This is a genomic window from Streptomyces sp. NPDC033178 (assembly GCF_055577685.1).
Genome location: NZ_JBVIPT010000025.1, coordinates 40,449 through 65,840, shown reverse-complemented (window position 1 = coordinate 65,840; position 25,392 = coordinate 40,449). Strand labels below are relative to the sequence as shown.

Here is a 25,392-nt window from a genome sequence, read left to right as displayed (position 1 = left end):
TCGCGCGGAACGTTACCGTACCGCGATCAGATGACCACTTCGACGCCCTCGCCCGGAGATGTACCTGACGCCCGTTCGGACTCCAGTGCCTGCTGGAGGATGATCACGGCCGCTGCCTGGTCAATGACCGATCTGCCCTTCTTGGACTTCACGCCCGAGGCGCGCAGTCCCTGACTGGCCGTCACTGTGGTCATCCTCTCGTCCAGGAGCCGCACCGGAACGGGTGCGATCCCCCGGGCGAGGTCCTGTGCGAAGGCACGGACCTTGACGGCGGCCGGGCCCTCGCCCCCCTTGAGGGAGCGAGGGAGTCCGACGACGACCTCGATCGGCTCGTACTCCTCGACGAGTTGCTTCAGGCGCCGGTGGGCGGCGGGGACATCGCGTCCCGGCACGGTCTCCACCGGAGTGGCGAGGATCCCGTCGGGGTCGCACGAGGCGACCCCGATCCGGGCGTCCCCGACGTCGATGGCGAGACGGCGTCCGCGGCGCATGACCCGCTCGCCCTCGCTCACTTGGCCGACTCGGCCACGAGGCGTTCGACGGCGTCGACGGCGTCACCGATGGCGGCCGGGTTCTGGCCGCCGCCCTGGGCGACGTCCGGCTTGCCGCCACCGCCGCCACCGAGGGTCTTGGCGGCCGTACGCACCAGGTCACCGGCCTTGAGGCCGCGCTCGCGGGCGGCCTCGTTGGTGGCGATGACCGTCAGCGGCTTGCCGTTGACCGTGGTGAACAGGGCCACCACGGCGGCCCGTCCACCCTGGATACGGCCGCGGACGTCGAGGACCAGCCTGCGCAGGTCGTCGGCACCCGTGCCGTCCGGCACCTGACCGGTGACCAGGGCGATACCGCGTACGTCCTTGGCGGATCCGGCGAGACCGGCGGCGGCCTGCAGCACCTTCTCGGCGCGGAACTTCTCGATCTCCTTCTCGGCGTCCTTCAGCTTGCCGAGCATGGCGGAGACCTTCTCCGGGAGCTCCTCCGGGCGTCCCTTGATCAGTTCCTGGAGCTGGGCGACGACCGTGTGCTCACGGGCGAGGAAGTTGTAGGCGTCGACACCGACGAGAGCCTCGATACGGCGTACACCGGAACCGATCGACGACTCGCCGAGCAGCTTCACCAGGCCCAGCTGGGCGGTGTTGTGGACGTGCGTGCCACCGCACAGCTCCTTGGAGAAGTCGCCGATGGTGACGACCCGGACGCGCTCGCCGTACTTCTCGCCGAACTCGGCGATGGCGCCCTGCTTCTTGGCCTCGTCGATGCTCAGGATCTCGGCGTGGACGTCCAGGTCGCGGGCGAGCACCTCGTTGATCTTCTGCTCGACGTCCGTCATCACGGCCGTGGGCACGGCGGCCGGGGAGCCGAAGTCGAAGCGGAAACGGCCGGGCTGGTTCTCGGAACCGGCCTGGGCGGCCGTCGGGCCGAGGGCGTCGCGCAGGGCCTGGTGCGTGAGGTGGGTGGCCGAGTGGGCGCGGGCGATGGCCGTGCGGCGGCGTACGTCGATGACGGCCTGGGCCTTGGCGCCGACGGTCACCTCGCCGACCTGGACGACGCCCTTGTGGACGTACACCCCCGGGACCGGCTTCTGGCAGTCACGGATCTCGATGACGGCACCGGTGTCGACCCTGATGCGGCCGGTGTCGCCGATCTGGCCGCCGCCCTCGGCGTAGAACGGGGTGCGGTCGAGGACGATCTCGACCTCGTCGCCCTCGGTGGCGGCCGGCGAGGAGACGCCGTCCACCAGGATGCCGACGACGGTGGACTCGCCCTCGGTGTCCGAGTAGCCGATGAAGTCGGTCTCGCCGGCGGCGTCCGCGATCTCGCGGTAGGCGCCCATGTCGGCGTGGCCGGTCTTCTTGGACTTGGCGTCGGCCTTGGCGCGCTCCCGCTGCTCCTTCATCAGGCGCCGGAAGCCGTCCTCGTCCACGGAAAGACCCTGTTCGGCAGCCATTTCGAGGGTGAGGTCGATCGGGAAGCCCCAAGTGTCGTGGAGCAGGAAGGCCTTGTCGCCGGCGAGGACCTGGCCGCCGGCGGCCTTGGTCTCCGTGACGGCGGTGTCGAGGATGTTCGTGCCGGCCTTCAGCGTCTTGAGGAAGGCGTTCTCCTCGGCGACGGCGACCTTCTCGATGCGCTCGCGGTCGGTGACCAGTTCCGGGTACTGCTGGCCCATCATCTCGATGACGGTGTCGACGAGGTCCTTGACCACCGGACCCGTGGCGCCCAGCAGACGCATGTTGCGGATGGCGCGGCGCATGATGCGGCGCAGCACATAGCCGCGGCCCTCGTTGCCGGGCGTGACACCGTCGCCGATGAGCATCACGGACGTGCGCATGTGGTCGGTGACCACGCGCAGCGAGACGTCGGAGCCGTGGGCGGCGCCGTACTCGACACCGGTCAGCCCGGTGGCCTTCTTGATGACGGCCATGGAGGTGTCGATCTCGTACATGTTCTGCACGCCCTGCAGAATCATGGCGAGGCGTTCCAGGCCGAGGCCCGTGTCGATGTTCTGGCTCGGCAGGTCGCCGAGGATCTCGAAGTCCTCCTTCGAGGTGCCCTCGCCGCGCTCGTACTGCATGAAGACCAGGTTCCAGATCTCCACGTACCGCTCGTCGTTGACGGCCGGGCCGCCCTCGACGCCGAACTCGGGGCCGCGGTCGTAGTTGATCTCGGAACACGGGCCGCAGGGGCCCGGGACGCCCATGGACCAGTAGTTGTCCGCCTTGCCGAGGCGCTGGATGCGCTCCTTGGGCACGCCGACGACGTCGTGCCAGATGCGCTCGGCCTCGTCGTCCTCCAGGTACACGGTGATCCAGAGCTTCTCCGGCTCCAGGCCGTAACCGCCCTTGTCCTGGGGGCTGGTGAGCAGCTCCCAGGCGTACTTGATGGCGCCTTCCTTGAAGTAGTCGCCGAAGGAGAAGTTGCCGCACATCTGGAAGAACGTGCCGTGCCGGGTGGTCTTGCCGACCTCTTCGATGTCCGGCGTACGGACGCACTTCTGGACGCTGGTGGCGCGGTCGAACGGCGGCTTGACCTCACCCAGGAAGTAGGGCTTGAAGGGCACCATGCCGGCCGGGACCAGGAGCAGAGTCGGGTCGTCCGCGATGAGCGACGCCGAAGGGACGACGGTGTGACCGCGCTCCTCGAAGAAGCTCAACCAGCGGCGACGAATCTCGGCCGACTCCATCAGTGGTCCTCATTCCGGTTGTACGAGTACGTCGACCTCTCGACATACGTCGGGTTCTTGCTGTACTTCGGGTCGTTGCTGTTCTCGATGGCGGCGACGCGCCGCGGGGAGGGCAGTTCGGGATCCGCGTTCAGCCCGAGCACCTCGCCGAGTTCGGCCTCCCGCTGGACCATTCCGTCGCGGACGTCGAGCGCGAAGTCCTTGATGCGGTGGCCCGCTTCGAGCGCCTTGTTGGCTGCCTGGGCCGCGAGGCTCTCGGGCGTCAGCTGCCGGAGCTTGCGGTTGACCTTGGTGGTGGCCCACACACCGGCGGCTGCGCCCGCGGTGAACCAGAACGTACGGCGGAACATCGCTGCGTCAGTCCTTCTTCCGCTTTCCCCGTCGCGCCGACGGGACGGTGCGGCCCACGATCACGGTACGTCGCGCGGGCTTGGCGGGCGCGTCCTCGCGGCGGCCGCCCATGGCCCGGCGCACGCCGTAGCCGAACGCCGCGACCTTCACGAGGGGGCCGCCGAAGGTGGACGCGACGGTCGTGGAGAGCGCCGACGCGTTCGACGTGACCTCCTGGACGTCCGACGCGATGGCGTCCACCCGGTCGATCTGGGTCTGTGCGGAGCGCACGGCCGAGGAGGCGTCTGCCAGGAGCGGGACGGCCTGGTCGGTCACGTCCGCGACGAGCTTGGTGGTCGCCCTGAGCGTCTGGGCCAGCCTCGCGAGTGCCACCGCGAGGAAGGAGACCAGGATCGCCCAGAAGACGGCCACCAGGATCCCGGCCACCTCTCCACCGGACACTGCGCACCCGCTCCCTGGATCGTGCCTCAACATCGAAAACATCGAAAAGTCGTCCCCCGAGCCTATCGCGCCGGGGCTGGGGCTCCGTACCGGATTACCGCCCGCCGGAGCCGGAGTTCCACGAAGCGATTGTACGGAGTGCTTACGGATGAGTACGCTCCGTTCCCCATGCGACGTTCTCAGCGTTCCGGTGCGGGGGCCGGCGGTCACCGGGCCGGGAATCTGCCCCTGGAGCTCAACGCGTTCGTGGGCCGAGCGGCCGAACTCACGCAGCTGGGTGCGGCCCTCGGCACGGCACGCCTGGTCACCGTGACGGGCCTCGGCGGGGTCGGCAAGTCACGGCTCGCGGCGCGCGCGGCGGCCAGAACCCGGCCGCGCGACGGGGTGTGGCGCGTGGAACTGGCCGCGGTGCGCGAGGCGGAGCTCGTCGAGTACGCGGTCGTGGAGGCCCTCGATCTGACGGATCACACGTCCCGGCCCCCGCGTCAGGTGCTGCTCGACCATTTGTCGAAGCGTCAACTCCTGCTCGTGATGGACGGGTTCGAGCATCTGGTCGACGCGTGTGCCTCGCTGGTCGGTGAGTTGCTGCGGCGGGCGCCGGGGTTGCGGGTGCTCGCCGTGGGGCGCAGGCCGCTGGCGGTGGAGGGCGAGCGGCTGTTCCCGCTGGCGCCGCTGACGGAGCGGGAGGCGGCCGAGCTGTTCGCGGACCGCGCGGCCGCGAACACTCCGGGGTTCACCCTCCATGACGGCAACCGCGCGGACGTGCACGAACTGTGCCGGCGGCTCGACGGCCTCCCGCTCGCGGTCGAGCTGGCGGCGGGACGGCTGCGGACCCTCTCCCCCGCGCAGCTGCTGATGCGGCTCGACGACCGTTTCCGGCTGCTGACGGGTGGCGGGCGCGACGCGCTCCCGCGCCATCAGACACTGCGGACGGCGATCGGCTGGAGCCACGAGCTGTGCACGCCGGAGGAGCGGCTGCTGTGGGCGAGGCTCTCGGTGTTCGCCGGACAGTTCGACCTGGAGGCTGTGGAGTACGTGTGCGGGAGCGACGGTCTGCATCCCGACAACATCCTCGACGTGCTGGGCGAGTTGCTCGCGCAGTCGGTGGTCACCCGCGAGGAGACCCGGGCGGGTGTGCGCTACCGCATGCTGGACACGGTCCGGGCGTACGGCACCGACTGGCTGGCGGCGACGGGCGACACGGCTCGGCTGCGGCGGCGCCACCGCGACTGGTACATGGGGCTCGCCACGTGGTGCGAGCTGGACTGGTTCTCGCCCCGGCAGCGCGAGGTGGCCGCGCGCGTGGAGGCGGAGCTGCCGAATCTGCGCTGCGCCATGGAGCAGTGCCTGTCCGAGCCGGGCGGCGGTCATCTCGGCCAGTACCTCGCGGGCACGCTCTGGTTCTACTGGGTCGGCTGCGGCCGGCTGTCGGAGGGGCGGCACTGGCTGGAGCGGACCGTTCTCCTCGACACCGAGCACGAGCGCTCGCGGCTCAAGGCGCTGTGGGTGCTCGGCTATGTGGCGATCCTGCAGGGCGACACCGTGTCGGCGCTCGCCGCGCTCGCCGAGTGCCGGGAGAAGGCGGAGGACAGCGGCAACCCCCTCGCGCTGGCCTATGCCGAGCACCGCACCGGCTGTCTTGCGCTGGTCACCGACGACATGGCCCGGGCGGAGACACTGCTGCGTTCGGCGCTCGACCGCTATCAGGAGATCGGCGAGCTCAACAGCAACGTCCTGATGGGCCAGGTCGAGCTGGCGATGACGCTGGCCTTCCAGGGCGATCTGCCGGGTGCGGTCCGGCTGTGCGAGGACGTGCGCCGGGTCTGTACGGACCACGGCGAGCGCTGGACCCTCGCCTACGCGCTGTACGTCCTGGCGTACGCGGCCTGGACCGAGGGCGATCTGCCAGGGGCCCGGCGGTTGCTGGTCGAGTGCCTGGACATCAACCACGTCTTCAACGACCTGCTCGGCACGGTCCTCGCGATGGAGCTGCTCGCGCTGATCACGGCGGCGGAGGGCGACGCCGCCGAGGCCGCGGTCCTCCAGGGCTCCGCGTCCCGGATGTGGCCGTCGGTGGGCCTGCCCCTGTTCGGCTCCGCCTACTACAACGCCCCGCACGAACAGTGCGAGGCGACGGCCCGGGAACGGCTGGGCGACGAGCGGTACGAGGAGTGCGTACGGGCCGGTGCGCGGCTCGGCCGGCAGGCGGCGGTGGGCCGGGCGCTCGGGCACACCCGGCCGCGGCTGCTCGGTGCGCTGCCGCCGCCGCGCGGGCTGCCGGGACCCCCCGACATGCGAAAACCCGCCGCCTCGCCCACCCGGAAGGGCGGGGAGACGACGGGCTGACGCACAGGTGGTGCTACATCCGGCTGAGGGTGATCAGCGGGCGTAGTACTCGACGACGAGCTGCTCGTCGCAGATCACCGGGATCTCCTTGCGGTTCGGCTCGCGGTCCAGGCGGAAGGCCAGGGCGCGGAGGTTCACCTGGAGGTAGCGCGGGGTCTCGCCGTCGGGGGCGAAGCCGCCCTCGCGGGACACCTGGAACAGCGTCTTCTCGCGGCTGCGCTCACGGACCATCACGACGTCGTCGGGCTTGACGCGGAACGACGGCTTGTCGACCTTGCCACCGTTGACCTCGATGTGGCCGTGAACGACCATCTGGCGGGCCTGGTAGATCGTGCGGGCGATGCCCGAACGCAGAACCAGGGCGTCGAGACGACGCTCCAGCTCGATGACCAGGGCCTCACCGGTCTTGCCCTGCGTCTTGGCGGCACGCTCGTAGGCGCGGACGAGCTGGCGCTCGGACACGTCGTACTGCGCGCGCAGACGCTGCTTCTCGAGCAGACGGACCTTGTAGTCCGAGTTCTGCTTACGGCCACGGCCGTGCTCGCCCGGCGGGTAGGGGCGGGCCTCGAAGTACTTGACGGCCTTCGGGGTCAGCGCGATGCCGAGGGCACGCGACTTCTTGACCTTGGGGCGGGACTGGTTCGGCATGAACCAAACACCTCATGTTTCTGATGCGAATACGGCTTCACCAGGGTTAGGGGAGGTCGCAATCCGCAGCCAGGGAAACCCTGCGGGTCCGGTCGGTCGGACCTGCGGGGCAGCCGCTCCCTGTGCTGGGCACATACGTGCAGCACGCGAGTGGCCCACCGACCGGTTCCCGGGAATCCGAGAGGGTGGTGGGCTGCCCGCGACACCTTCGACGGTGCGCGACGCTCCTGGAATCCCCGCCTTGCGGTGAGGGCTCCGGCTGGATGTCCCGTTCTGGTGATGTCGGCCACCTCGTTAGAGGGAGGCCGGACACGGGACGCAGCGCTTCGAGGAGTCTACAGGGTGGTCAGGACCGGTCAGGACCGCCCTCGACCGAGGTGCTTCCTGGTCCACTCCACCGCGTCCGCGTAGCGCGCCTCGGCTCCGTGGCGGGTCGGGGTGTAGTACTCGCGGTCCTTGAGCTCCTCCGGCGCGTACTGCTGGGCGGCGATTCCCTCGGGCAGGTCGTGGGGATACACGTACCCCTGCGCGTGACCGAGCTTGGCCGCGCCCTTGTAGTGCCCGTCGCGCAGGTGCATCGGTACGGGGCCTGCGTGGCCCTTGCGTACGTCCTCCATGGCGGCGCCGATCGCCGTCGTCGCCGCGTTCGACTTCGGGGCCAGGGCGAGGGCGATGGTGGCGTGGCTGAGGGTGAGGGCGGCCTCGGGGAAGCCGATCATGGCGACGGCCTGGGCGGCGGCGACGGCTGTCGGCAGCGCGGTCGGATCGGCCAGGCCGATGTCCTCGCTGGCGGAGATCATCAGGCGGCGGGCGATGAACCGGGGGTCCTCGCCGGCCTCGATCATCCGGGCGAGGTAGTGCAGCGCGGCGTCCACGTCCGAGCCGCGGATGGACTTGATCAGGGCGCTCGCCACGTCGTAGTGCTGGTCGCCGTCGCGGTCGTACTTCACGGCGGCCCGGTCGACCGTCTCCTCCAGGGTCTGGAGGGTGATCTCCGGCTCGCCCTTGTCGAGCGCGGACCCGGCCGCGGCCTCCAGCGCGGTCAGCGCGCGGCGGGCGTCGCCCCCGGCGATCCGCAGCAGGTGTTCCTCGGTGTCCTCGGGGAGCGTGACCGCGTCCTTGAGGCCGCGCTCGTCGGCGAGCGCCCGGCGGAGCAGTCCGCGCAGGTCGTCGTCCGTGAGCGGTTCGAGGGTCAGGAGCAGCGAGCGGGACAGCAGCGGGGAGATCACCGAGAAGTACGGGTTCTCGGTGGTCGCGGCGATCAGCGTCACCCACCGGTTCTCGACCGCCGGGAGCAGGGTGTCCTGCTGGGCCTTGCTGAAGCGGTGGATCTCGTCGAGGAAGAGGACGGTCTCCTTGCCGAAGCCTCCGGTGGCGCGGCGGGCGCCCTCGATGACCGCGCGGACCTCCTTGACGCCGGCGGTGATCGCCGAGAGCTCCACGAAGCGCTTGTCCGTCGCCTTGGAGACCACGTACGCGAGAGTCGTCTTGCCGGTGCCGGGCGGTCCCCAGAGGATGACCGAGGACTGGCCCGCCGGACCCCCGCCGTCGCCGACCAGTCTGCGCAGGGGTGAGCCCGGCTTCAGCAGGTGCTGCTGGCCCACCACCTCGTCGAGGGTGCGCGGGCGCATCCGGACGGCCAGGGGACTGCTGGAGGGGTCCTTCTCCTGGCGTTCTTCGGCTGCGGCGGTGAACAGGTCGGGCTCCACGTCCAAAACCCTATGTCACGCCACTGACAACGCCGTCGGCCCGGTGGAATTCACCGATCCCGCCGATCCGCTCGTAAACGGGCGACGGTCCGTCGCTCGTCAACGGGCGACGGTCCGTCCTTCGACCGGCCGCCGGTCCGTCAGCTGGTCCAGAAGTCCCACCAGCGCGTCAGGATCAGCATGCCGATGATCCCGATGTGCATGACCGGCAGCACCCAGGCGAACTCGCCGAGGAAGCCCTTGACCCAGCCCGGCGCGGGCAGGAAGCCGTTGCGGACGTTGTGCGAGGTCACGGCCCAGAACATGATGATCGTCGCGACCCAGGCCAGGGAGCACCACAGGCACAGCGAGTTGATGTTGTACAGCGACTGGTACTGCAGCCAGGTGCAGAACCCGACGCCGAACAGCGTGCCCGCGTTGAAGGTCAGCCAGTACCAGCGCGGGAAGGTGGCGCGGCCGAGCAGGCTCATGCCGACGCAGATCACGATGCCGTAGGCGACGAGGCCCATCATCGGGTTGGGGAACCCGAAGGCGGAGGCCTGGTCGCTCTTCATGATGTTGCCGCAGGAGACGACCGGGTTCAGGCTGCAGCCCGGGGTGAAGTTCGGGTCCTCCAGCAGCTTGAACTTGTCGATGGTGATGACCCAGGAGGCCAGCAGTCCGGCCGCGCCCGTGATCACCAGCAGAACGGCGAGGAAACGACCGCCGCCCACGGACCGTGGGGCCTCGGCACCTTCCTGGTCGTGGGAGTCGGTGCTGATGCCTTCCCTGACTGTCGTCTTGCTCATCACGCCGTTTCCGTAGCTTGAGGGGGCCTTCCGGGCACGGTCATTGTGCCGCACACGCGCGCGTGTCCACCGTTCGCTGGACATAAGGAAGTACGCGCGGTGGTCCCGGAACGTTCGCTTCGGCGGGACGCTCGACGGCACGCCAGCACAGGTGCAGCCGCTCCGGGGAGGCGCACCCTCGCCCCTCGCACGTCGACATCATCTGCGAGGACGAATCGACACTCGCCGAGTTGACGGTGTCCCGGGGGCTCCGCCCCCGAACCCCCGCTCCTCAAACGCCGGAGGGGCTGATTTCAGCCCGTCCGGCGTTTGAGGACGAGGCCGTTCAGGCCGATCAGCGGGGGTCTGGGGGCGGCAGCCCCCAGGGACGGGACGGGTAGGGGCGGCGGGGGCGAGGAAAACCCAGCCCAACCACTCAGCTCAGCCTGGACTCCAGTTCCGCCACGATCTCGTTCACGCCGACGGGAACCTGCTCGCCGGACTCCATGTCCTTGAGTTGGACGACACCTTCGGCGAGATCGCGCTCGCCGGCGACGACGGTGTAGCGGGCCCCACTGCGGTTGGCGTTCTTCATGGCGCCCTTGAGCCCCTTGCCACCGTAGGAGAAGTCGGCCGCGACCCCGTTCCTGCGCAACTCGGTGACCACCCGGAACAGCACCCGCCGAGCCTCGTCCCCGAGCGGCACCGCGAACACACTGGTGGACGCGGGAAGTTCGAGGGACACACCCTCGGCCTCCAGCGCGAGGACCGTACGGTCGACACCGAGCGCCCACCCGACGGACGGCAGCGCAGGACCGCCGATCATCTCGGACAGGCCGTCATAGCGACCGCCGCCACCGACCGCGGACTGCGAACCGAGACCGTCGTGCACGAACTCGAAGGTGGTGCGGGTGTAGTAGTCCAGCCCGCGGACCAGCTTCGGATCGTCCTCGAAGGAGACACCGGCGGCCGTGATCAGCTCGCGGACCTCCTCGTGGTACGCCTTGCACGCGTCGCAGAGGTAGTCCCGCAGCAGCGGGGCGCCCACCAGCTTCTTCTGGACGTCGTCGCGCTTGTCGTCCAGGACCCGCAACGGGTTGATCTCGGCCCGCCGGAGCGTCTCCTCGTCCAGGTTCAGCCCGCGCAGGAAGTCCTGGAGCGCGGCCCGGTAGACGGGACGGCACTCCTGGTCGCCCAGCGAGTTGAGGAGGATCCGGAAGTTCCGCAGCCCGAGCGAGCGGTACGCCTGGTCGGCCAGGATGATCAACTCGGCGTCCAGCGCCGGGTCCTCGGCCCCGATCGCCTCGGCGCCGACCTGCGAGAAGTGGCGGTAACGGCCCTTCTGGGGGCGCTCGTAGCGGTAGTACGAGCCCGAGTACCAGAGCTTGACGGGGAGGTTGCCCACCTTGTGCAGGTTGGCTTCGAGGGCGGCGCGCAGCACGGAGGCCGTGCCTTCGGGGCGCAGGGCCAGCTGGTCGCCGCCCTTGGTCTCGAAGGCGTACATCTCCTTGGTCACGATGTCGGTGGACTCACCGACCCCGCGCGCGAACAGTTCGACGTTCTCGAATCCGGGCGTCTCGATGTATCCGTAACCGGAGTTCCGCAGCGGCGCGGCGATCGCCTCGCGCACGGCGAGGAAGGTCGCGCTGTCCGGCGGAATCAAGTCGTACGTGCCCTTGGGGGCCTTGAAGGTGCTCACGGGAAGTCTCTCGTCACATTCCTCGTCGAGGAGCGGAGGTCGGGTCCGCTCCCGGGCCGGCCGCCGCCACCTGCCGCAAGTACGGGTTGGTGGCGCGCTCCTGGCCGATGGTCGTCTGGGGGCCGTGGCCGGACAGCACCACGGTCGAGTCGTCGAGCGGCAGGCACACACGGGCCAGCGAGCCGAGCATCTCGTCCATGTCACCGCCGGGCAGGTCGGTGCGTCCGATGGAGCCGGCGAAGAGCAGATCCCCGGAGAAGAACACGGACGGGACCTCCGTGTTCTCGGGCATCCGGAACGTCACCGACCCCTTCGTATGGCCGGGCGCGTGCGCGACGGAGAAGTCGAGGCCGGCCAACTTCAGCGCGGCGCCGTCCGTCAGCTCCTTCACGTCGTCCGGCTCCCCGATGGTCAGCTCACCCATCAGCGGCATTCCGATGGAGCGGCCGAGCGCCCGCTCGGGGTCGCTCATCATGTACCGGTCCTCGGGGTGGATCCACGCCGGTACGTCGTGCGCGCCGCACACCGGGACCACCGAGGCGACATGGTCGATGTGGCCGTGTGTGAGGACGACGGCGACGGGCTTGAGCCGATGCTTGGCGAGCGCTTCCTCGACTCCCTGGGCGGCCTGGTGGCCCGGGTCGATGATCACGCACTCCTCGCCTGCGGCGGGGGCGACCAGATAACAGTTGGTGCCCCAGGCCCCGGCGGGGAACCCGGCAATGAGCACGTTCGTCCTTCGGTATGTCGTACGGGGGAATGGCCTGGCTGTGGATCAGAGCCTACCGGCGCTGCCGGAACCACAGCGAACCCATATACGGTACGGGGCACACGCAGGCGGTCGGCTCAACAGACGCACGCGTCCCACCTGACGTACGAGACGCATGAGGAGATAACCCGGTGGTCACCCAGGAACAGCGGCGGCGTCAGCTCGCCCGGGAGAAGTTCTTGCGGCAACAGCAGCGGCGCACGTCCGCTCGGCGCAAGGCCCACGCTCGCAACGCGGTGATCGCGTCGGTCCTCGGCGTGGTCGTCGTGGGCAGCGTGGTGTCGTACGCGACCGGGGTCTTCAAGAGCGACGACAACAAGTCGGACGCGGCGGCCGAGGCCAGCCCGAGCCCCTCCGCGCCCAGCAAGGCACCTGACCCCTGCGAGAAGGCCGCCGCGGGCAAGGTGAAGTCGCTGAGCTACAAGAAGGAGCCGGCGATGACCATCGACAAGTCGGCGGACTACACGATGAAGCTGCAGACGACCTGCGGCACGATAGACATCGACATGCCGGCCTCGAAGGCCCCGCACACCGTGAACTCGTTCAACTTCCTGGTGGGCAAGGGCTATCTGGACCACACCAAGTGCCACCGCCTGACCACGAACGGCATCTTCGTGCTCCAGTGCGGCGACCCGCAGGGCACCGGCATGGGCGGCCCCGGCTACACGATTCCGGACGAGAACCTCAAGGACAAGCGCCTCAAGGGCGACGTGTATCCGGCGGGCACGGTGGCGATGGCCAACCAGTACAACGCGCAGACGAAGGAAGGCCGCAACTCCGGCGGCAGCCAGTTCTTCCTCGTGTACCAGGACAGTCCGTTGCCGGCCAACTACACACCGTTCGGGACTATTTCCGAATCGGGCATGAAGGTCATGGAGAAAATCGCCAAGGCCGGCGAGAGCACTGGCCAGGGCGACGGCGCACCCAATGCGACCGTCGTGATCGACAAGGCGACCGTGACGAAATCCTGACCTCCAGCAGCGAAATTTCGGTCGCGCGGGATGCGGACAGCCGCCCCGCCGGTCGCCTATGTTGGCCGTGACGAAACTGTGGACGATGCCCGGGGGTAAAGCAGCCCCACGCAGGCATCATGTGGAGGAGGCGCTGTGAGCAGCGACCCGTGGGGCCGCGTCGACGAGACGGGGACCGTGTACGTGCGTACGGCCGACGGCGAGCAGGTCGTCGGTTCCTGGCAGGCCGGTTCTCCCGACGAGGCACTGGCCTACTTCGAGCGCAAGTACGAGGGCCTGGTCGTCGAGATCGGCCTCCTCGAGCGACGAGTGAAGACCACCGACCTGTCGGCGAAGGACGCCCAGATTGCCATCGACCACATTCGCGAGCAGGTGGACGCCCACCACGCGGTCGGGGATCTGGACGCGCTGAAGGTGCGTCTTGACAAGCTCGTCGAGACGGTCGAGGCACGCCGCGAGGAGCGCAAGGCGCAGCGGGCGAAGCAGTCCGACGAGGCCCGGCACTCCAAGGAGGCGCTGGTCACCGAGGCGGAGGAGCTCGCCCAGTCCGACCAGTGGCGGGCCGCCGGTGAGCGGCTGCGGGCGCTCGTGGACACCTGGAAGGGTCTGCCGCGGCTCGACCGGAAGTCCGACGACGAGCTGTGGCACCGCTTCTCGCACGCGCGCTCGGCGTTCTCCAAGCGCCGCAAGGCGCACTTCGCGTCGCTCGACGCGCAGCGCGAGGAGGCTCGCAAGACCAAGGAGAAGCTGGTCGCGGAGGCCGAGTCGCTGTCCGGCTCGACGGACTGGGGTCCGACGGCCGCCCGCTACCGCGAGCTGATGGCGGACTGGAAGGCCGCGGGCCGTGCCCAGCGCGAGCACGAGGACGACCTGTGGAACCGCTTCCGCGGTGCCCAGGACGTGTTCTTCGCGGCGCGCAGCTCGGTCTTCGCCGAGCGGGACGCGGAGCAGACGGAGAACCTGAAGCTCAAGGAGGAGCTGGCCGAGGAGGCCGAGAAGCTCCTCCCGGTGCACGACCTGAAGGCGGCGCGGGCCGCCTTCCGCTCGATCAACGAGCGGTGGGAGGCCATCGGCCACGTGCCGCGTGACGCCCGCCCGAAGGTCGAGGGCCGGATGCACACGGTGGAGCGGGCCCTCCAGGAGTCCGAGGAGGCCGAGTGGCGCCGGACGAACCCGGAGGCACGCGCGCGTGCCGAGGGTCTGACCGGGCAGCTCCAGGCGGCCGTGGACAAGCTGCAGGGCCAGATCGAGTCGGCGCGGTCCTCCGGCAACAACGCACGGGCCGACAAGCTCCAGAAGGAGCTCGACGGCCGCCAGGCGCTCCTTGAGCAGGCCCTGAAGGGTCTGCAGGAGTTCGGCGGCTGAGGCCCCCGAGGTCACCGGGGCGGGGCCACTGAGCCCTTCCACGGTTTTCCGCTTCTACGTAGAGGGGGCTTCCGTACGTTTCGTACGGAAGCCCCCTCTACGTAGTGGCCGATCGAGGCCGGACCGGCTACGGCCTGCGCGCCGAGGTCACCCGGTAGACGTCGTACACGCCCTCGACTCCCCTGACCGCCTTCAGGACGTGGCCCAGGTGCTTCGGGTCGCCCATCTCGAAGGTGAAGCGGGACGTGGCCACCCGGTCGCGGGACGTCTGGACGGCCGCCGACAGGATGTTGACGTGCTGGTCGGACAGGACCCTGGTGACGTCCGACAGGAGCCGTGAGCGGTCCAGTGCCTCCACCTGGATGGCGACCAGGAAGACCGAGGACTGGGTGGGTGCCCACTCGACCTCGAGGATCCGCTCTGGCTCGCGGGACAGCGAGTCGACGTTGACGCAGTCGGTGCGGTGGACCGATACACCGCTGCCGCGCGTGACGAAGCCCATGATCGGGTCGCCTGGAACGGGAGTACAACAGCGGGCCAGCTTGACCCACACGTCGTCGACGCCCTTGACGACGACGCCCGGGTCGGCGTTCGACCGGCGCTTGCGGCCGCGGCCGCGCGCGGGCGGAACGCTCTCGTCGATCTCCTCGGTGGCCGCTTCCTCGCCGCCGAGCGCCTGGACGAGCTTCTGCACGACGTTCTGCGCGGCGACATGGCCCTCGCCGATCGCCGCGTACAGGGACGAGATGTCGGGGTAGCGCATCTCGTGCGCGAGCGTGACCAGCGAGTCGCCGGTGAGGATGCGCTGGATCGGCAGGTTCTGCTTGCGCATGGCGCGCGCGATGGCGTCCTTGCCCTGCTCGATCGCCTCGTCGCGGCGCTCCTTGGAGAACCAGGCCCGGATCTTGTTGCGGGCGCGCGGGGACTTCACGAAGCCCAGCCAGTCGCGGGACGGGCCCGCGCCGGCCGCCTTCGAGGTGAAGACCTCGACCAGGTCGCCGTTGTCCAGGGTCGATTCGAGCGGTACGAGGCGTCCGTTGACCCTCGCTCCTATGGTCCGGTGGCCGACCTCCGTGTGGACCGCGTACGCGAAGTCCACCGGCGTCGCCCCGGCCGGGAGCGCTATGACGTCGCCCTTCGGCGTGAAGACGAAGACCTCGTTGCGGGACAGGTCGAAGCGCAGGGACTCCAGGAACTCGCTGGGGTCCTCGGTCTCCTTCTGCCAGTCGAGCAACTGGCGCAGCCACGCCATGTCGTTGACCGCGTCCTTGTCCTTGCCGAGGCCCCTGGGCGCGTCCGTGCGCACCTTGGAGGCGCCGGCGGAGGGCTCCTGCTTGTACTTCCAGTGCGCGGCGATGCCGTACTCGGCACGGCGGTGCATGTCGAACGTACGGATCTGGAGTTCGACCGGCTTGCCGTTCGGACCGATCACCGTCGTGTGCAGCGACTGGTACATGTTGAACTTGGGCATCGCGATGTAGTCCTTGAACCGCCCCGGAACCGGGTTCCAGCGGGCGTGGACGGTGCCCAGTGCCGCATAGCAGTCGCGGACCGTGTCGACGAGGACGCGGATGCCCACCAGGTCGTAGATCTCCGCGAAGTCACGGCCGCGGACGATCATCTTCTGGTAGACGCTGTAGTAGTGCTTCGGGCGGCCGGTGACGGTCGCCTTGATGCGGGCCGCGCGCAGGTCGGACTGGACCTCGTCGGTCACTATGGCGAGGTACTCGTCGCGCTTGGGGGCGCGTTCGGCGACCAGCCGCACGATTTCGTCGTACATCTTGGGGTAGAGGATCGCGAAGGCGAGGTCCTCCAGCTCCCACTTGATGGTGTTCATGCCCAGGCGGTGCGCCAGCGGAGCGTAGATCTCCAGCGTCTCGCGGGCCTTCTTCTCCTGCTTCTCGCGCTTGAGGTAGCGCATGGTGCGCATGTTGTGCAGGCGGTCGGCGAGCTTGATGACCAGGACGCGCGGGTCCTTGGCCATGGCGACGACCATCTTGCGGACGGTCTCGGCCTGGGCGGCCTCGCCGAACTTGACCTTGTCGAGCTTGGTGACGCCGTCGACGAGCAGCGCGACCTGGTCGCCGAAGTCGCGTTTGAGGGTGTCCAGGCCGTACTCGGTGTCCTCGACGGTGTCGTGCAGCAGGCCCGCCATCAGCGTGGCCGGGTCCATGCCCAGCTCGGCGAGGATCGTCGTCACGGCGAGCGGGTGCGTGATGTACGGGTCGCCGCTCTTGCGCTTCTGGCCGCGGTGCCAGCGCTCGGCGACCTGGTAGGCGCGCTCGACCTGGCGGAGCGTGGACGTCTCGATCTTCGGGTCGTTGCTGCGCACTATCCGCAGCAGGGGCTCCAGGACCGGGTTGTACGGGTTTGACCGCTGGACGCCAAGACGGGCCAGACGGGCGCGTACGCGGTTGGAGGAGCCGCCGCCGGAGCGTGCGGGCTGGCCGGCCGTGGGACGGGCCGCGGACGCGGGTGCCTGGCGCTCGGGGGCGGCCGGCTCGGGGCGTGGCTGCTCAGCCGCCTTGGCTCCGGGCGCGGGCTCGGCGGAGCCGTTCTTCGCGGGCGCGCTCGCGGGCGGTGCGGGCGTGCCTGCGGGCGCCGCGGACTTCTCGGGCTTGGCGGCGGTGAGTGGCTGGGCCTCGTCTGGCAAGAGGACTCCTCGTGCGCGATCCGGGTCCCCGGTCAGGTTCCGGAGACCCCATGGTAGCGATCCTGGGCTCCGGACTCGCCTTCGGCCGGTGAGACCGCCTTCTACGGGAGAAACGCGAGAGGCGGGCACCGGATTCCTCCGGGCCCGCCTCCGCGGTGTCCTACAGGTGCCTCAGGGGTGTCGTACGGGCGCCTCAGGGGTTGCTCAGGGGGTTTTTGCTCAGACCTTGAGCAGCGCCTCCAGCGGGGCGCCGTCCAGGGCCGGCTCCAGCCGTGCACGGCCGCCCAGGAAGCCGAGCTCCATGAGGACGGCGACGCCGGCGACCCGGGCACCGGCCCGGCGGATCAGCCGGAGCGAGGCCTCGGCGGTGCCGCCGGTGGCGAGGACGTCGTCGACGACCATGACGCGGTCGTCCGCGCTCAGGTCCTCGGCGTGCACCTCGATCTCGGCGGAGCCGTACTCCAGGTCGTACGTCTGGCCGAGCGTCGCTCCGGGGAGCTTGCCCGCCTTGCGTACGGGGATGAAGCCGAGCCCGGCGCGGACCGCGACGGGCGCGCCCAGGATGAAGCCGCGGGCCTCCAGGCCGACGATCTTCGTGGCGCCGCTGCGGACGCTGATCTCGGCCAGCGCGTCGGTGAGCGCCGTGAACGCCGCCGGGTCGGCCAGGAGCGGGGTGATGTCCTTGAACATCACGCCCGGCTCCGGATAGTCCGGGACGTCACGGATGCGGCTGAGCAGCAGCGCCGTAGCGTCGGTGAGCCCGGTCATCGGCGCTTCCCCGACGGCCGGCCGCGCCCCCTGCCACGGGACGACGGCTGGGCACGCTGGGCGCGCGGTCCGACGACCGCGGGCGTCGCGTCCTCCGGCTCGTCCTCGTCGTAGTGGTCCTCGACGACCGGGGCCTCCAGGGACTCGCCCTTCGCGGCGGCGGCGGCCCGCTTGGCGAGCACGCGCTTCCGCAGGGCCTTCATCTGCGGCTCGCGCTCCTTGAGGTCGGCGACGAGCGGCGTGGCGATGAAGATCGAGGAGTACGCACCGGCCGCGAGGCCGACGAACAGCGACAGCGAGATGTCGTTGAGCATGCCCGCGCCGAGCACACCGCCACCGATGAACAGCAGGCCGCCGACCGGAAGCAGCGCGACCACCGTGGTGTTGATGGAACGCACCAGGGTGCCGTTGATCGAGCGGTCCGCGATCTCGCTGTAGGTCCAGCGGGTCTGTTTGGTGATGTCCTTCGTCTGCTCCTTGAGACTGTCGAAGACGACGACAGTGTCGTAGAGCGAATAACCGAGGATCGTGAGCAGACCGATCACCGTACCTGGGGTGACCTCGAAGCCGACCAGGGCGTAGACGCCGACGGTGATGGTGATGTCGTGGATGAGCGCCACGAGCGCGGCCACGGCCATGCGCCACTCGAAGGCGATGGCCAGATAGATCACCACCAGGACCAGGAAGATCGCCAGACCTTGCCAGGCCTTGTTGGCGACCTGATCACCCCAACTGGGGCCGACCAGGTCGGCGTTGATCTTCTCCGCGTCGACCTTCAGGTCCTTGGAGAGCTCCTGCTTGATCTGGTCGGACTTGCCGGTGTCGATGCCGGCGATCTGGATGCGCAGTCCGCCGTTGCCGAGCTTCTGGACGATCGCGTCGTGGCCGGAGGCCTCTTCCGCGTACGTCTCGGCCTGACTCACCGAGATGCTGGTCCTCTCGGTGGTGAAGACGGCGCCGCCCTGGAACTCGATGCCCATGTTCAGGCCGCGCACCGCCAGGCCGACGATGGCCGTGATGGTGATCAGGATGGAGATGCCGTACCAGAGCTTGCGCTTGCCGACGAAGTCGTAGCCGATCTCGCCGCGGTGGAGCCGGGCGCCGAGGGTGCCGAGTTTCGACATCTCAGGCCTCCTTCGTGTCGACGGGAGCGGACACGCGACGGGTGCGGCGCAGCGGCGGCTGGACGCCCAGTCGCTTCGGGTCGAGGCCGGACCAGCTGTGGCCCTCCGCGAAGAACTTCTTGCGGGCGAGGATCGTCATCAGCGGCTTGGTGAAGAAGAAGACGACGACCACGTCGAGCAGGGTGGTGAGACCGAGCGTGAACGCGAAGCCCTGGACCTTGCCGACCGTGACGACGAAGAGCACTGCGGCGGCGAGGAACGACACGAAGTCGGAGACCAGGATGGTGCGCCGGGCGCGCGGCCAGCCGCGCTCGACCGCGGGCCGCAGCGTACGGCCCTCGCGGATCTCGTCACGGATGCGTTCGAAGAACACGATGAACGAGTCCGCTGTGATGCCGATGGCCACGATGGCGCCGCAGACCGCCGGCAGGTTCAGGGCGAAGCCGATGGTCGGGCCGAGCAGCGACATGATCACGTAGGTCATGACCGCGGAGACGAGCAGCGACGCGATGGCGATGAGCGACAGACCCCGGTAGTAGGCCACCAGGTAGATGATGACCAGGGCCAGACCGATGGCGCCGGCGATCAGACCGGCCTCCAGCTGCTCGCCGCCGAGCGCGGCGGTGACGGTGGTGACGCTCGCCTCCGTGAAGGTGAGCGGCAGCGCGCCGTACGACAGCATGTTGGCCAGGTCCTCGGCCTCCTGCTGCTTGAAGCTGCCGGAGATCTCCGCGCTGCCGCCGGTCAGCGCCTGGCTGACGTACGGGTCGGAGACGACCTCACCGTCGAGGACGATGGCGAACTGGTTCTGCGGGGACTGGTTCTGCGCCAGCTTGCCCGTGATGCTCGCGAACTTCTTGGCTCCCTTGGACGTGAAGTCCATGGTGACCTTCCAGCCCGCGGCACCCTGGGTGTCGAACAGGGCCGAGGCCTTGTCGACGTCGGTGCCCTCGACCTCGGCCGGGCCGAGGATGTACTTCTGCCACTGGCCCTGGGAGTTCTGACCACAGGCGACGGTCGGGTCGGTGGCCTTGACGCCGTCACCGGCCTTCGCGCGGACCGTCTTCTTGGAGCAGTCGAGCGCGGTGTACTCCGCCTGGAGCTTGGCGGTCGCCGGGTCGGTGCTCGCGGACGGCGAGGCGGACGGGCTGGACGAGGCGGAACCGCTGCCCGACGGGGTGGGGTCGGCCTTCAGCGCGTCGGTGACCGCGCGGCCCTGCGTGCTGGAGGTGGCCGAGGGGGGCGTGGAGGGCGACGCGGACGAGGTGGCCTTGTCCTTGTCGCTGTCCTTGTCCGAACCCGTGGAGGCGCTGCTGGAGGCGCTCGGCGAGGGGCTGGCCGCCGGGTCACCACCGGAGACCTCGGTGGTCAGGACGGGACGGAAGTAGAGCTTGGCGGTGGTGCCGACCTGTTCCCGGGCCTGCTCGGAGTTGGTGCCCTTGGGGATGTTGACGATGATGTTGCTTTCGCCCTGGGTCTGCACCTCCGCCTCGGTGACGCCCAGACCGTTGACACGGCGGTTCATGATGTCGACCGCGGTGTTCATGTTGGTCGGGTTGATCGCGTTCTTCTGGCCCGGCTCGTTCTTCGCCTGGAGCGTGATGCTCGTACCGCCGGCGAGGTCGATGCCGAGGCGCGGCGTCGTGTGTCCGGAGGCGAACATGCCGCCGGTGAGCGCCACGATGGCGATCAGGATCAGGGCCAAGGTGCGCCCCGGCCTGCCCTGGGTGCCCTGTCGGCCCTTCTTAGGTGCTGCCACCTTCTCGTTCTCCCTCTTCGTCCGCCCGGTGACCGAAGTACCTGCGCGGACGGGCATGAATGGTGTCGAGATTCCGTGCGAAACCACACGTCCCGGGGACCGCGGCGCGCGAGCGGCGCACTCCGCGGTCCCCGGTCATGACTACTTCGCGTCGGACTCGCCGTCGGACTTCTTCAGGTCAGCCTCGTCGGCCTTCTTCGGCTCCGCGTCGGCGGACTCCTCGACGGGCTCGTCGGCCGCGTCCTTCTTGCCGAGGTCGATGGGCTTGTCGTCGGAAGCGTCGGCGGGCTCGTCGGTCTCGGTGAGGGAGGAGGCGTCGTCCGGGACGACGGACTCGTCTTCCTTCAGGTCGTGCTCGATGCCGTGAACGAGGCGGTTGTACTCGTCGTCGCTGAGGACCGCGCCGATCGCGTTCTTCGCGAAGAGCAGGTCGACTCCCGGGCCTGCGTCAAGGAGGACCGTGTCCTCGTTGACCTCCTTCACCGTTGCGTACATGCCACCGATCGTGCGGACGCCGGAGCCGGGCTGCATGTCGTTGCGCATCTGCGCAGCCGCATTCTGCTTCTTCTTGGCCGACCGGGTCATCAGGAACATGGCCCCGATGAGCACGATGAACGGGAGGAGGGTCACGAGACTCACGGGACGGAACTTCCTTCATTCGACCGCGATGGTGAGCGGCCTGATGGATGGGGGTATGTGCGCCGCCGGCAAAGGCGGCATCGGCGGAGTCTAAGCGAGTCCGCCGTCAAGGAACAACGCTCAGCATGGCACCGGGGTTCCTGACCTCGCGAGCCCCCTCGCCGTCACGCCCCGAACAGGTCCTGTTGTCCGTTTCCACCGGTTGACGGCCGGGGCGGGGTGAGGCCGAAATGAGCCCACGCCGCCGGTGTCGCCACGCGCCCGCGGGGTGTACGGGCCAGTAGTCCCTCACGGACGAGGAAGGGCTCGGCGACCTCCTCCACGGTCTCGCGCTCCTCCCCCACGGCGACGGCGAGCGTGGACAGACCGACCGGGCCGCCGCCGAAGAGCTTGATCAGTGCTTCGAGGACACCGCGGTCCAGGCGGTCGAGGCCTCGGCTGTCCACTTCGTAGACGGCGAGGGCGGCGCCGGCGATCTCGCGCGTGACGAAGCCGTCGGCCTTGACCTGGGCGTAGTCGCGGACGCGGCGCAGGAGCCGGTTGGCGATACGGGGCGTGCCACGGGAGCGGCCCGCGATCTCGGCGGCGCCCTCGGTGTCGATCTCGACGTCCAGCAGGTTCGCCGAGCGGTGGATGACGCGCTCCAGCTCGGCGGGCTCGTAGAACTCCATGTGGGCGGTGAAGCCGAAGCGGTCCCGCAGCGGGGGCGGCAGCAGGCCCGCGCGCGTGGTGGCGCCGACGAGCGTGAAGGGCGGCAGTTCGAGCGGGATGGCGGTGGCACCGGGACCCTTGCCGACGATCACGTCGACGCGGAAGTCCTCCATCGCCATGTAGAGCATCTCCTCGGCGGGCCGCGACATGCGGTGGATCTCGTCGAGGAAGAAGACCTCGCCCTCCTGGAGGGAGGAGAGGATCGCGGCGAGGTCGCCCGCGTGCTGGATGGCGGGGCCGCTGGTGATGCGGATGGGGGCTTCCATCTCGGCGGCGATGATCATCGAGAGGGTGGTCTTGCCCAGGCCGGGGGCGCCGGAGAGCAGGACGTGGTCGGCGGTGGCGCCCCGCGCGCGTGCGGCCCGCAGGACGAGGTCGAGCTGCTCGCGGACCTTCTCCTGGCCGATGAACTCGCCGAGGTCCTTGGGGCGCAGGGCGGCCTCGACGGCCTGCTCCTCATGATCGGCGGACGCACCGACGAGCCGCTCGGCGGTGTCGTCGTCGGCCGTGTCGTCCCAGTTCATGTGCTGTGCCTCGCGGGGTAGTGGGTCCGGGTCGTACGGGTGTGGAGCAGGCGGTGCCGTGCCCCATGGCGGCGCGGGGCCGTGTCGATTGCGGCTCCGCCGCGTGGGCGCGACCAGCCACAACGGACCCGCAGCTTCACGACCGCACCTCCTGCGGAGCTCAACGCGCTCTGTTGAGGGTCTGCAGGGCGGCCTTCAACAGCTGGCCGATCTGCGGCGTCCCGGCCGCCTCGGCCTGTGGCGCCACCGCGGAGACCGCCTCGTCGGCCTCGCGGGTCGCGTACCCGAGGCCGATCAGCGCGGCGTGCAACTGCTCGCGCCAGCCGGCCGTGACGGGGGTGCCGATGGCCCGGCCGCCGGTGCCGAGGGGTTCGCCGAGGCGGTCCTTGTACTCCAGGAGGAGCTTCTGGGCACCCTTCTTGCCGATGCCGGGCACCGCGACGAGGGCCTTCTCGTCGCCGGTGGACACCGCGCGGCGCAGGGCGTCGGGGCTGTGCACCGCGAGCATGGCCTGGGCCAGGCGAGGGCCGACACCGCTCGCGGTCTGCAGCAGCTCGAAGGTCTGCCGCTCGTCGTCGTCGGCGAAGCCGTACAGCGTCAGCGAGTCCTCCCGTACGACGAGGGAGGTGGCGAGCTTGGCCGGCCGGCCCATGCGGAGTCCGGAGAGCGTGTTCGGCGTGCACTGGACCGCGATGCCGATGCCGCCCACCTCGACCACCGCGGAGTCGGGTGCGAGGGCGGCGACGGGGCCGCTGACGAAGGCGATCATGCGGTACGGCCTTTCGGTGCGTGGGGTGGTGCGTGGTTCGGTGCGTCGGTCGCTGCGCGGCTCGGTGCTTGTCGCGACGCGAGTTTCGACGCGTGCAGGGCGGCGGCCTGCTGGAGCCGGTTCTGCGCGACGGCCTGCTGCAGGCGGTTCTGGGCGGGCGCGCGCCAGATGTGGCAGATCGCGAGGGCCAGGGCGTCCGCCGCGTCGGCGGGCTTCGGAGGTGCGTCGAGCCGGAGCAGCCGGGTGACCATGGCACCGACCTGGGCCTTGTCCGCACGGCCGTTCCCGGTGACGGCGGCCTTTACCTCGCTCGGCGTGTGCAGGGCCACGGGAATCCCGCGCCGGGCGGCGCACAGCATGGCGACCGCGCTGGCCTGGGCCGTGCCCATCACCGTACGTACGTTGTGCTGGCTGAACACCCGCTCCACGGCGACGAATTCGGGCCGGTGCTCGTCGAGCCACTGCTCGATGCCCTGCTCGATGGCGACGAGGCGCTGCCCCAACTCCGCGTCGGCGGACGTGCGTACGACACCGACGCCGTGCATGGTCAGGGGCCGGCCGGCGACACCTTCGACCACACCGACACCGCACCGGGTCAGTCCGGGGTCAACGCCCAGTACCCGCACCCCTGCCCCTCCTTCGATCTCCCCCAGCTACCGCTGGGTGCCCCCAGTTTGTGCAGGCTATCGGGTGCCACCGACATCGCTCGCCAGCGACGCCCGACAAAGCGACGGGCCGACGGAGTGTGTCCCGTCGGCCCGTTGAACCCGTGCGGCTCGCGGCAGCGCTACGCGTCCACCTTCTCCATGACCTCGTCGCTCACGTCGAAGTTGGCGAAGACGTTCTGCACGTCGTCGCTGTCCTCAAGGGCGTCGATGAGCTTGAAGATCTTCTTGGCGCCCTCCTCGTCCAGTTCGACCTGCATGGTCGGGACGAAGTTGGCGTCGGCGGAGTCGTAGTCGATCCCGGCGTCCTGGAGGGCGGTGCGCACCGCGACCAGGTCGGTGGCCTCGGAGATGACCTCGAAGGACTCGCCCAGGTCGTTGACCTCCTCGGCGCCCGCGTCGAGCACGGCACCCAGGACGTCGTCCTCGCCAAGCTCGCCCTTGGGGACGATGACGACGCCCTTGCGGTTGAAGAGGTACGAGACGGAACCCGGGTCAGCCATGTTGCCGCCGTTGCGGGTCATGGCGACGCGTACGTCCGAGGCGGCGCGGTTGCGGTTGTCGGTGAGGCACTCGATGAGCACCGCGACACCGTTCGGACCGTAACCCTCGTACATGATCGTCTCGTAGTCGGCGCCACCGGCTTCGAGACCGGCGCCGCGCTTGACCGCGGAGTCGATGTTCTTGTTCGGGACCGAGCTCTTCTTGGCCTTCTGGATGGCGTCGAAGAGCGTCGGGTTACCGGCCGGGTCGGCACCGCCGGTACGGGCCGCGACCTCGATATTCTTGATCATCTTCGCGAAGAGCTTGCCGCGCTTGGCGTCGATCACGGCCTTCTTGTGCTTCGTCGTAGCCCATTTAGAGTGGCCGGACATCTGCCTGTCTCCTTCGCGTAACCCAACTCTTTACGAACCCCAGGAATCCTACTAGGACCCCGGAGTCAGGTTCGCGCGCACCATCTCGACGAACAGGCCGTGCACGCGGTGGTCGCCGGTCAGTTCCGGGTGGAACGACGTGGCGAGCGCGTTGCCCTGACGTACGGCGACGATGTGGCCGTCGTGCTCGGCCAGCACCTCTGCCTCCGCGCCCACGGACTCGACCCAGGGGGCCCGGATGAAGACGCCCTCCACGGCATCGCCCTCCACGCCCTTCACGTCGACCGTCGCCTCGAAGGATTCGTTCTGCCGTCCGAAGGCGTTGCGGCGCACGATCATGTCGATGCCGCCGACGGTCTCCTGGCCCGAGCGCGGGTCGAGGATCTTGTCGGCGAGCATGATCATGCCCGCGCAGGTGCCGTAGACGGGCATTCCGGCCCGCACGCGCGCGCGGAGGGGTTCCATCAGGCCGAAGAGGACGGCCAGTTTGGAGATGGTGGTGGACTCGCCGCCGGGGATGACGAGTCCGTCGATCTCGGCGAGTTCCTCGGGGCGTCGCACCTGCCTGGCCACGGCGTCCGCCGCGGCCAGGGCGACCAGGTGCTCCCGTACGTCGCCCTGGAGGGCCAGGACGCCTATGACAGGTGCGTCGGTCATC

The 25,392-nt window shown here is 69.5% G+C and carries 22 protein-coding genes; 3 read left to right on the top strand and 19 right to left on the bottom strand.

Translation table 11 applies throughout. The features are described from left to right. Positions 1–26: 26 nt before the first annotated feature. From ruvX to ACZ5VQ_RS43040, 4 genes are read right to left on the bottom strand one after another with little or no spacing between them, the layout of a single operon-like run. On the bottom strand, positions 27–491 hold the full coding sequence (gene ruvX / locus ACZ5VQ_RS43055) for a Holliday junction resolvase RuvX (RefSeq protein WP_189840213.1): 465 nt from the start codon (positions 489–491) through the stop codon (positions 27–29). Positions 492–508: 17 nt separating this feature from the next. Further along, the gene (alaS, locus tag ACZ5VQ_RS43050; RefSeq protein WP_469109781.1) at positions 509–3,181 is read right to left on the bottom strand and encodes an alanine--tRNA ligase; all 2,673 of its coding nucleotides are present in this window, start codon (positions 3,179–3,181) and stop codon (positions 509–511) included. Further along, on the bottom strand, positions 3,181–3,531 hold the full coding sequence (locus ACZ5VQ_RS43045) for a DUF6167 family protein (RefSeq protein ID WP_055614426.1): 351 nt from the start codon (positions 3,529–3,531) through the stop codon (positions 3,181–3,183). Before ACZ5VQ_RS43045 ends, alaS begins: the two co-directional genes overlap by 1 nt. Positions 3,532–3,538: 7 nt before the next feature. Continuing rightward, positions 3,539–4,006, bottom strand: coding sequence for a DUF948 domain-containing protein (locus ACZ5VQ_RS43040; RefSeq protein WP_359855986.1), 468 nt, complete (start codon positions 4,004–4,006; stop codon positions 3,539–3,541). Between the two features lie 135 nt (positions 4,007–4,141). On the opposite strand from ACZ5VQ_RS43040, the gene ACZ5VQ_RS43035 reads away from it, so the two are divergent. Continuing rightward, positions 4,142–6,319 carry an ATP-binding protein gene (locus tag ACZ5VQ_RS43035; protein WP_469109780.1) on the top strand — a complete coding sequence of 726 codons (2,178 nt, stop codon included), beginning with the start codon at positions 4,142–4,144 and terminating at the stop codon, positions 6,317–6,319. Positions 6,320–6,352: 33 nt separating this feature from the next. On the opposite strand, the gene rpsD is transcribed toward ACZ5VQ_RS43035, so the two are convergent. From rpsD to ACZ5VQ_RS43010, 5 genes are all read right to left on the bottom strand, one after another. Further along, entirely contained in the window at positions 6,353–6,967 is a 615-nt protein-coding gene (rpsD, locus tag ACZ5VQ_RS43030; RefSeq protein WP_306940983.1) for a 30S ribosomal protein S4, read from the bottom strand. 356 nt (positions 6,968–7,323) lie between these two features. Beyond that, positions 7,324–8,676 carry a replication-associated recombination protein A gene (locus tag ACZ5VQ_RS43025; protein WP_469109779.1) on the bottom strand — a complete coding sequence of 451 codons (1,353 nt, stop codon included), beginning with the start codon at positions 8,674–8,676 and terminating at the stop codon, positions 7,324–7,326. Between the two features lie 140 nt (positions 8,677–8,816). Continuing rightward, entirely contained in the window at positions 8,817–9,464 is a 648-nt protein-coding gene (locus ACZ5VQ_RS43020) for a vitamin K epoxide reductase family protein (RefSeq protein ID WP_469109778.1), read from the bottom strand. 415 nt (positions 9,465–9,879) lie between these two features. After that, positions 9,880–11,142 carry a histidine--tRNA ligase gene (gene hisS, locus ACZ5VQ_RS43015; protein ID WP_469109777.1) on the bottom strand — a complete coding sequence of 421 codons (1,263 nt, stop codon included), beginning with the start codon at positions 11,140–11,142 and terminating at the stop codon, positions 9,880–9,882. 13 nt (positions 11,143–11,155) lie between these two features. Further along, complete coding sequence (locus ACZ5VQ_RS43010; protein ID WP_469109776.1) at positions 11,156–11,872, bottom strand: MBL fold metallo-hydrolase; 717 nt, start codon at positions 11,870–11,872, stop codon at positions 11,156–11,158. A 170-nt stretch (positions 11,873–12,042) separates the two neighbouring features. Between ACZ5VQ_RS43010 and ACZ5VQ_RS43005 the strand changes: the two genes are divergently transcribed. Both ACZ5VQ_RS43005 and ACZ5VQ_RS43000 read left to right on the top strand, forming a co-directional pair. Then, positions 12,043–12,882 carry a peptidylprolyl isomerase gene (locus ACZ5VQ_RS43005; RefSeq protein WP_469109775.1) on the top strand — a complete coding sequence of 280 codons (840 nt, stop codon included), beginning with the start codon at positions 12,043–12,045 and terminating at the stop codon, positions 12,880–12,882. 135 nt (positions 12,883–13,017) lie between these two features. Beyond that, positions 13,018–14,247: a DUF349 domain-containing protein gene (locus ACZ5VQ_RS43000; RefSeq protein WP_469109774.1), complete on the top strand. Its 1,230-nt coding sequence runs from the start codon at positions 13,018–13,020 to the stop codon at positions 14,245–14,247. A 127-nt stretch (positions 14,248–14,374) separates the two neighbouring features. Here ACZ5VQ_RS43000 and ACZ5VQ_RS42995 read toward each other — a convergent pair whose 3' ends face one another. The 10 genes from ACZ5VQ_RS42995 to pdxT all read right to left on the bottom strand — a co-directional run bounded on the left by ACZ5VQ_RS42995 (position 14,375) and on the right by pdxT (position 25,391). Continuing rightward, entirely contained in the window at positions 14,375–16,900 is a 2,526-nt protein-coding gene (locus ACZ5VQ_RS42995; protein ID WP_469109773.1) for a RelA/SpoT family protein, read from the bottom strand. Positions 16,901–17,119: 219 nt separating this feature from the next. Further along, on the bottom strand, positions 17,120–17,668 hold the full coding sequence (locus ACZ5VQ_RS42990) for an adenine phosphoribosyltransferase (RefSeq protein WP_469109772.1): 549 nt from the start codon (positions 17,666–17,668) through the stop codon (positions 17,120–17,122). Next, the gene (gene secF / locus ACZ5VQ_RS42985) at positions 17,665–18,792 is read right to left on the bottom strand and encodes a protein translocase subunit SecF (RefSeq protein ID WP_362082939.1); all 1,128 of its coding nucleotides are present in this window, start codon (positions 18,790–18,792) and stop codon (positions 17,665–17,667) included. The genes ACZ5VQ_RS42990 and secF overlap by 4 nt, the downstream gene beginning before the upstream one ends. 1 nt (position 18,793) lies before the next feature. Beyond that, the gene (gene secD, locus ACZ5VQ_RS42980) at positions 18,794–20,551 is read right to left on the bottom strand and encodes a protein translocase subunit SecD (RefSeq protein ID WP_469109771.1); all 1,758 of its coding nucleotides are present in this window, start codon (positions 20,549–20,551) and stop codon (positions 18,794–18,796) included. Positions 20,552–20,692: 141 nt separating this feature from the next. Beyond that, positions 20,693–21,190, bottom strand: coding sequence for a preprotein translocase subunit YajC (gene yajC, locus ACZ5VQ_RS42975; protein ID WP_055614438.1), 498 nt, complete (start codon positions 21,188–21,190; stop codon positions 20,693–20,695). Between the two features lie 164 nt (positions 21,191–21,354). Beyond that, positions 21,355–22,425, bottom strand: a complete 1,071-nt coding sequence (gene ruvB, locus ACZ5VQ_RS42970; RefSeq protein WP_469109770.1) for a Holliday junction branch migration DNA helicase RuvB — start codon at positions 22,423–22,425, stop codon at positions 21,355–21,357. A 160-nt stretch (positions 22,426–22,585) separates the two neighbouring features. Continuing rightward, positions 22,586–23,194: a Holliday junction branch migration protein RuvA gene (gene ruvA, locus ACZ5VQ_RS42965; protein ID WP_306940974.1), complete on the bottom strand. Its 609-nt coding sequence runs from the start codon at positions 23,192–23,194 to the stop codon at positions 22,586–22,588. Continuing rightward, the gene (gene ruvC, locus ACZ5VQ_RS42960) at positions 23,191–23,820 is read right to left on the bottom strand and encodes a crossover junction endodeoxyribonuclease RuvC (RefSeq protein WP_469109769.1); all 630 of its coding nucleotides are present in this window, start codon (positions 23,818–23,820) and stop codon (positions 23,191–23,193) included. Before ruvC ends, ruvA begins: the two co-directional genes overlap by 4 nt. 161 nt (positions 23,821–23,981) lie before the next feature. Continuing rightward, on the bottom strand, positions 23,982–24,734 hold the full coding sequence (locus ACZ5VQ_RS42955; protein WP_143635426.1) for a YebC/PmpR family DNA-binding transcriptional regulator: 753 nt from the start codon (positions 24,732–24,734) through the stop codon (positions 23,982–23,984). 51 nt (positions 24,735–24,785) lie between these two features. Further along, the gene (gene pdxT, locus ACZ5VQ_RS42950; RefSeq protein WP_469109768.1) at positions 24,786–25,391 is read right to left on the bottom strand and encodes a pyridoxal 5'-phosphate synthase glutaminase subunit PdxT; all 606 of its coding nucleotides are present in this window, start codon (positions 25,389–25,391) and stop codon (positions 24,786–24,788) included. Between the last annotated feature and the right edge of the window lies 1 nt (position 25,392).

Coding starts and splice junctions, on each gene's coding strand:
- ruvX (WP_189840213.1), bottom strand. CDS start 491: ATGCGCCGCGGACGCCGTCTCGCCATCGACGTCGGGGACGCCCGGATC.
- alaS (WP_469109781.1), bottom strand. CDS start 3,181: ATGGAGTCGGCCGAGATTCGTCGCCGCTGGTTGAGCTTCTTCGAGGAG.
- ACZ5VQ_RS43045 (WP_055614426.1), bottom strand. CDS start 3,531: ATGTTCCGCCGTACGTTCTGGTTCACCGCGGGCGCAGCCGCCGGTGTG.
- ACZ5VQ_RS43040 (WP_359855986.1), bottom strand. CDS start 4,006: ATGTTGAGGCACGATCCAGGGAGCGGGTGCGCAGTGTCCGGTGGAGAG.
- ACZ5VQ_RS43035 (WP_469109780.1), top strand. CDS start 4,142: ATGCGACGTTCTCAGCGTTCCGGTGCGGGGGCCGGCGGTCACCGGGCC.
- rpsD (WP_306940983.1), bottom strand. CDS start 6,967: ATGCCGAACCAGTCCCGCCCCAAGGTCAAGAAGTCGCGTGCCCTCGGC.
- ACZ5VQ_RS43020 (WP_469109778.1), bottom strand. CDS start 9,464: ATGAGCAAGACGACAGTCAGGGAAGGCATCAGCACCGACTCCCACGAC.
- ACZ5VQ_RS42990 (WP_469109772.1), bottom strand. CDS start 17,668: ATGACCGGGCTCACCGACGCTACGGCGCTGCTGCTCAGCCGCATCCGT.
- secF (WP_362082939.1), bottom strand. CDS start 18,792: ATGTCGAAACTCGGCACCCTCGGCGCCCGGCTCCACCGCGGCGAGATC.
- ruvB (WP_469109770.1), bottom strand. CDS start 22,425: ATGAACTGGGACGACACGGCCGACGACGACACCGCCGAGCGGCTCGTC.
- ruvA (WP_306940974.1), bottom strand. CDS start 23,194: ATGATCGCCTTCGTCAGCGGCCCCGTCGCCGCCCTCGCACCCGACTCC.
- ACZ5VQ_RS42955 (WP_143635426.1), bottom strand. CDS start 24,734: ATGTCCGGCCACTCTAAATGGGCTACGACGAAGCACAAGAAGGCCGTG.
- pdxT (WP_469109768.1), bottom strand. CDS start 25,391: ATGACCGACGCACCTGTCATAGGCGTCCTGGCCCTCCAGGGCGACGTA.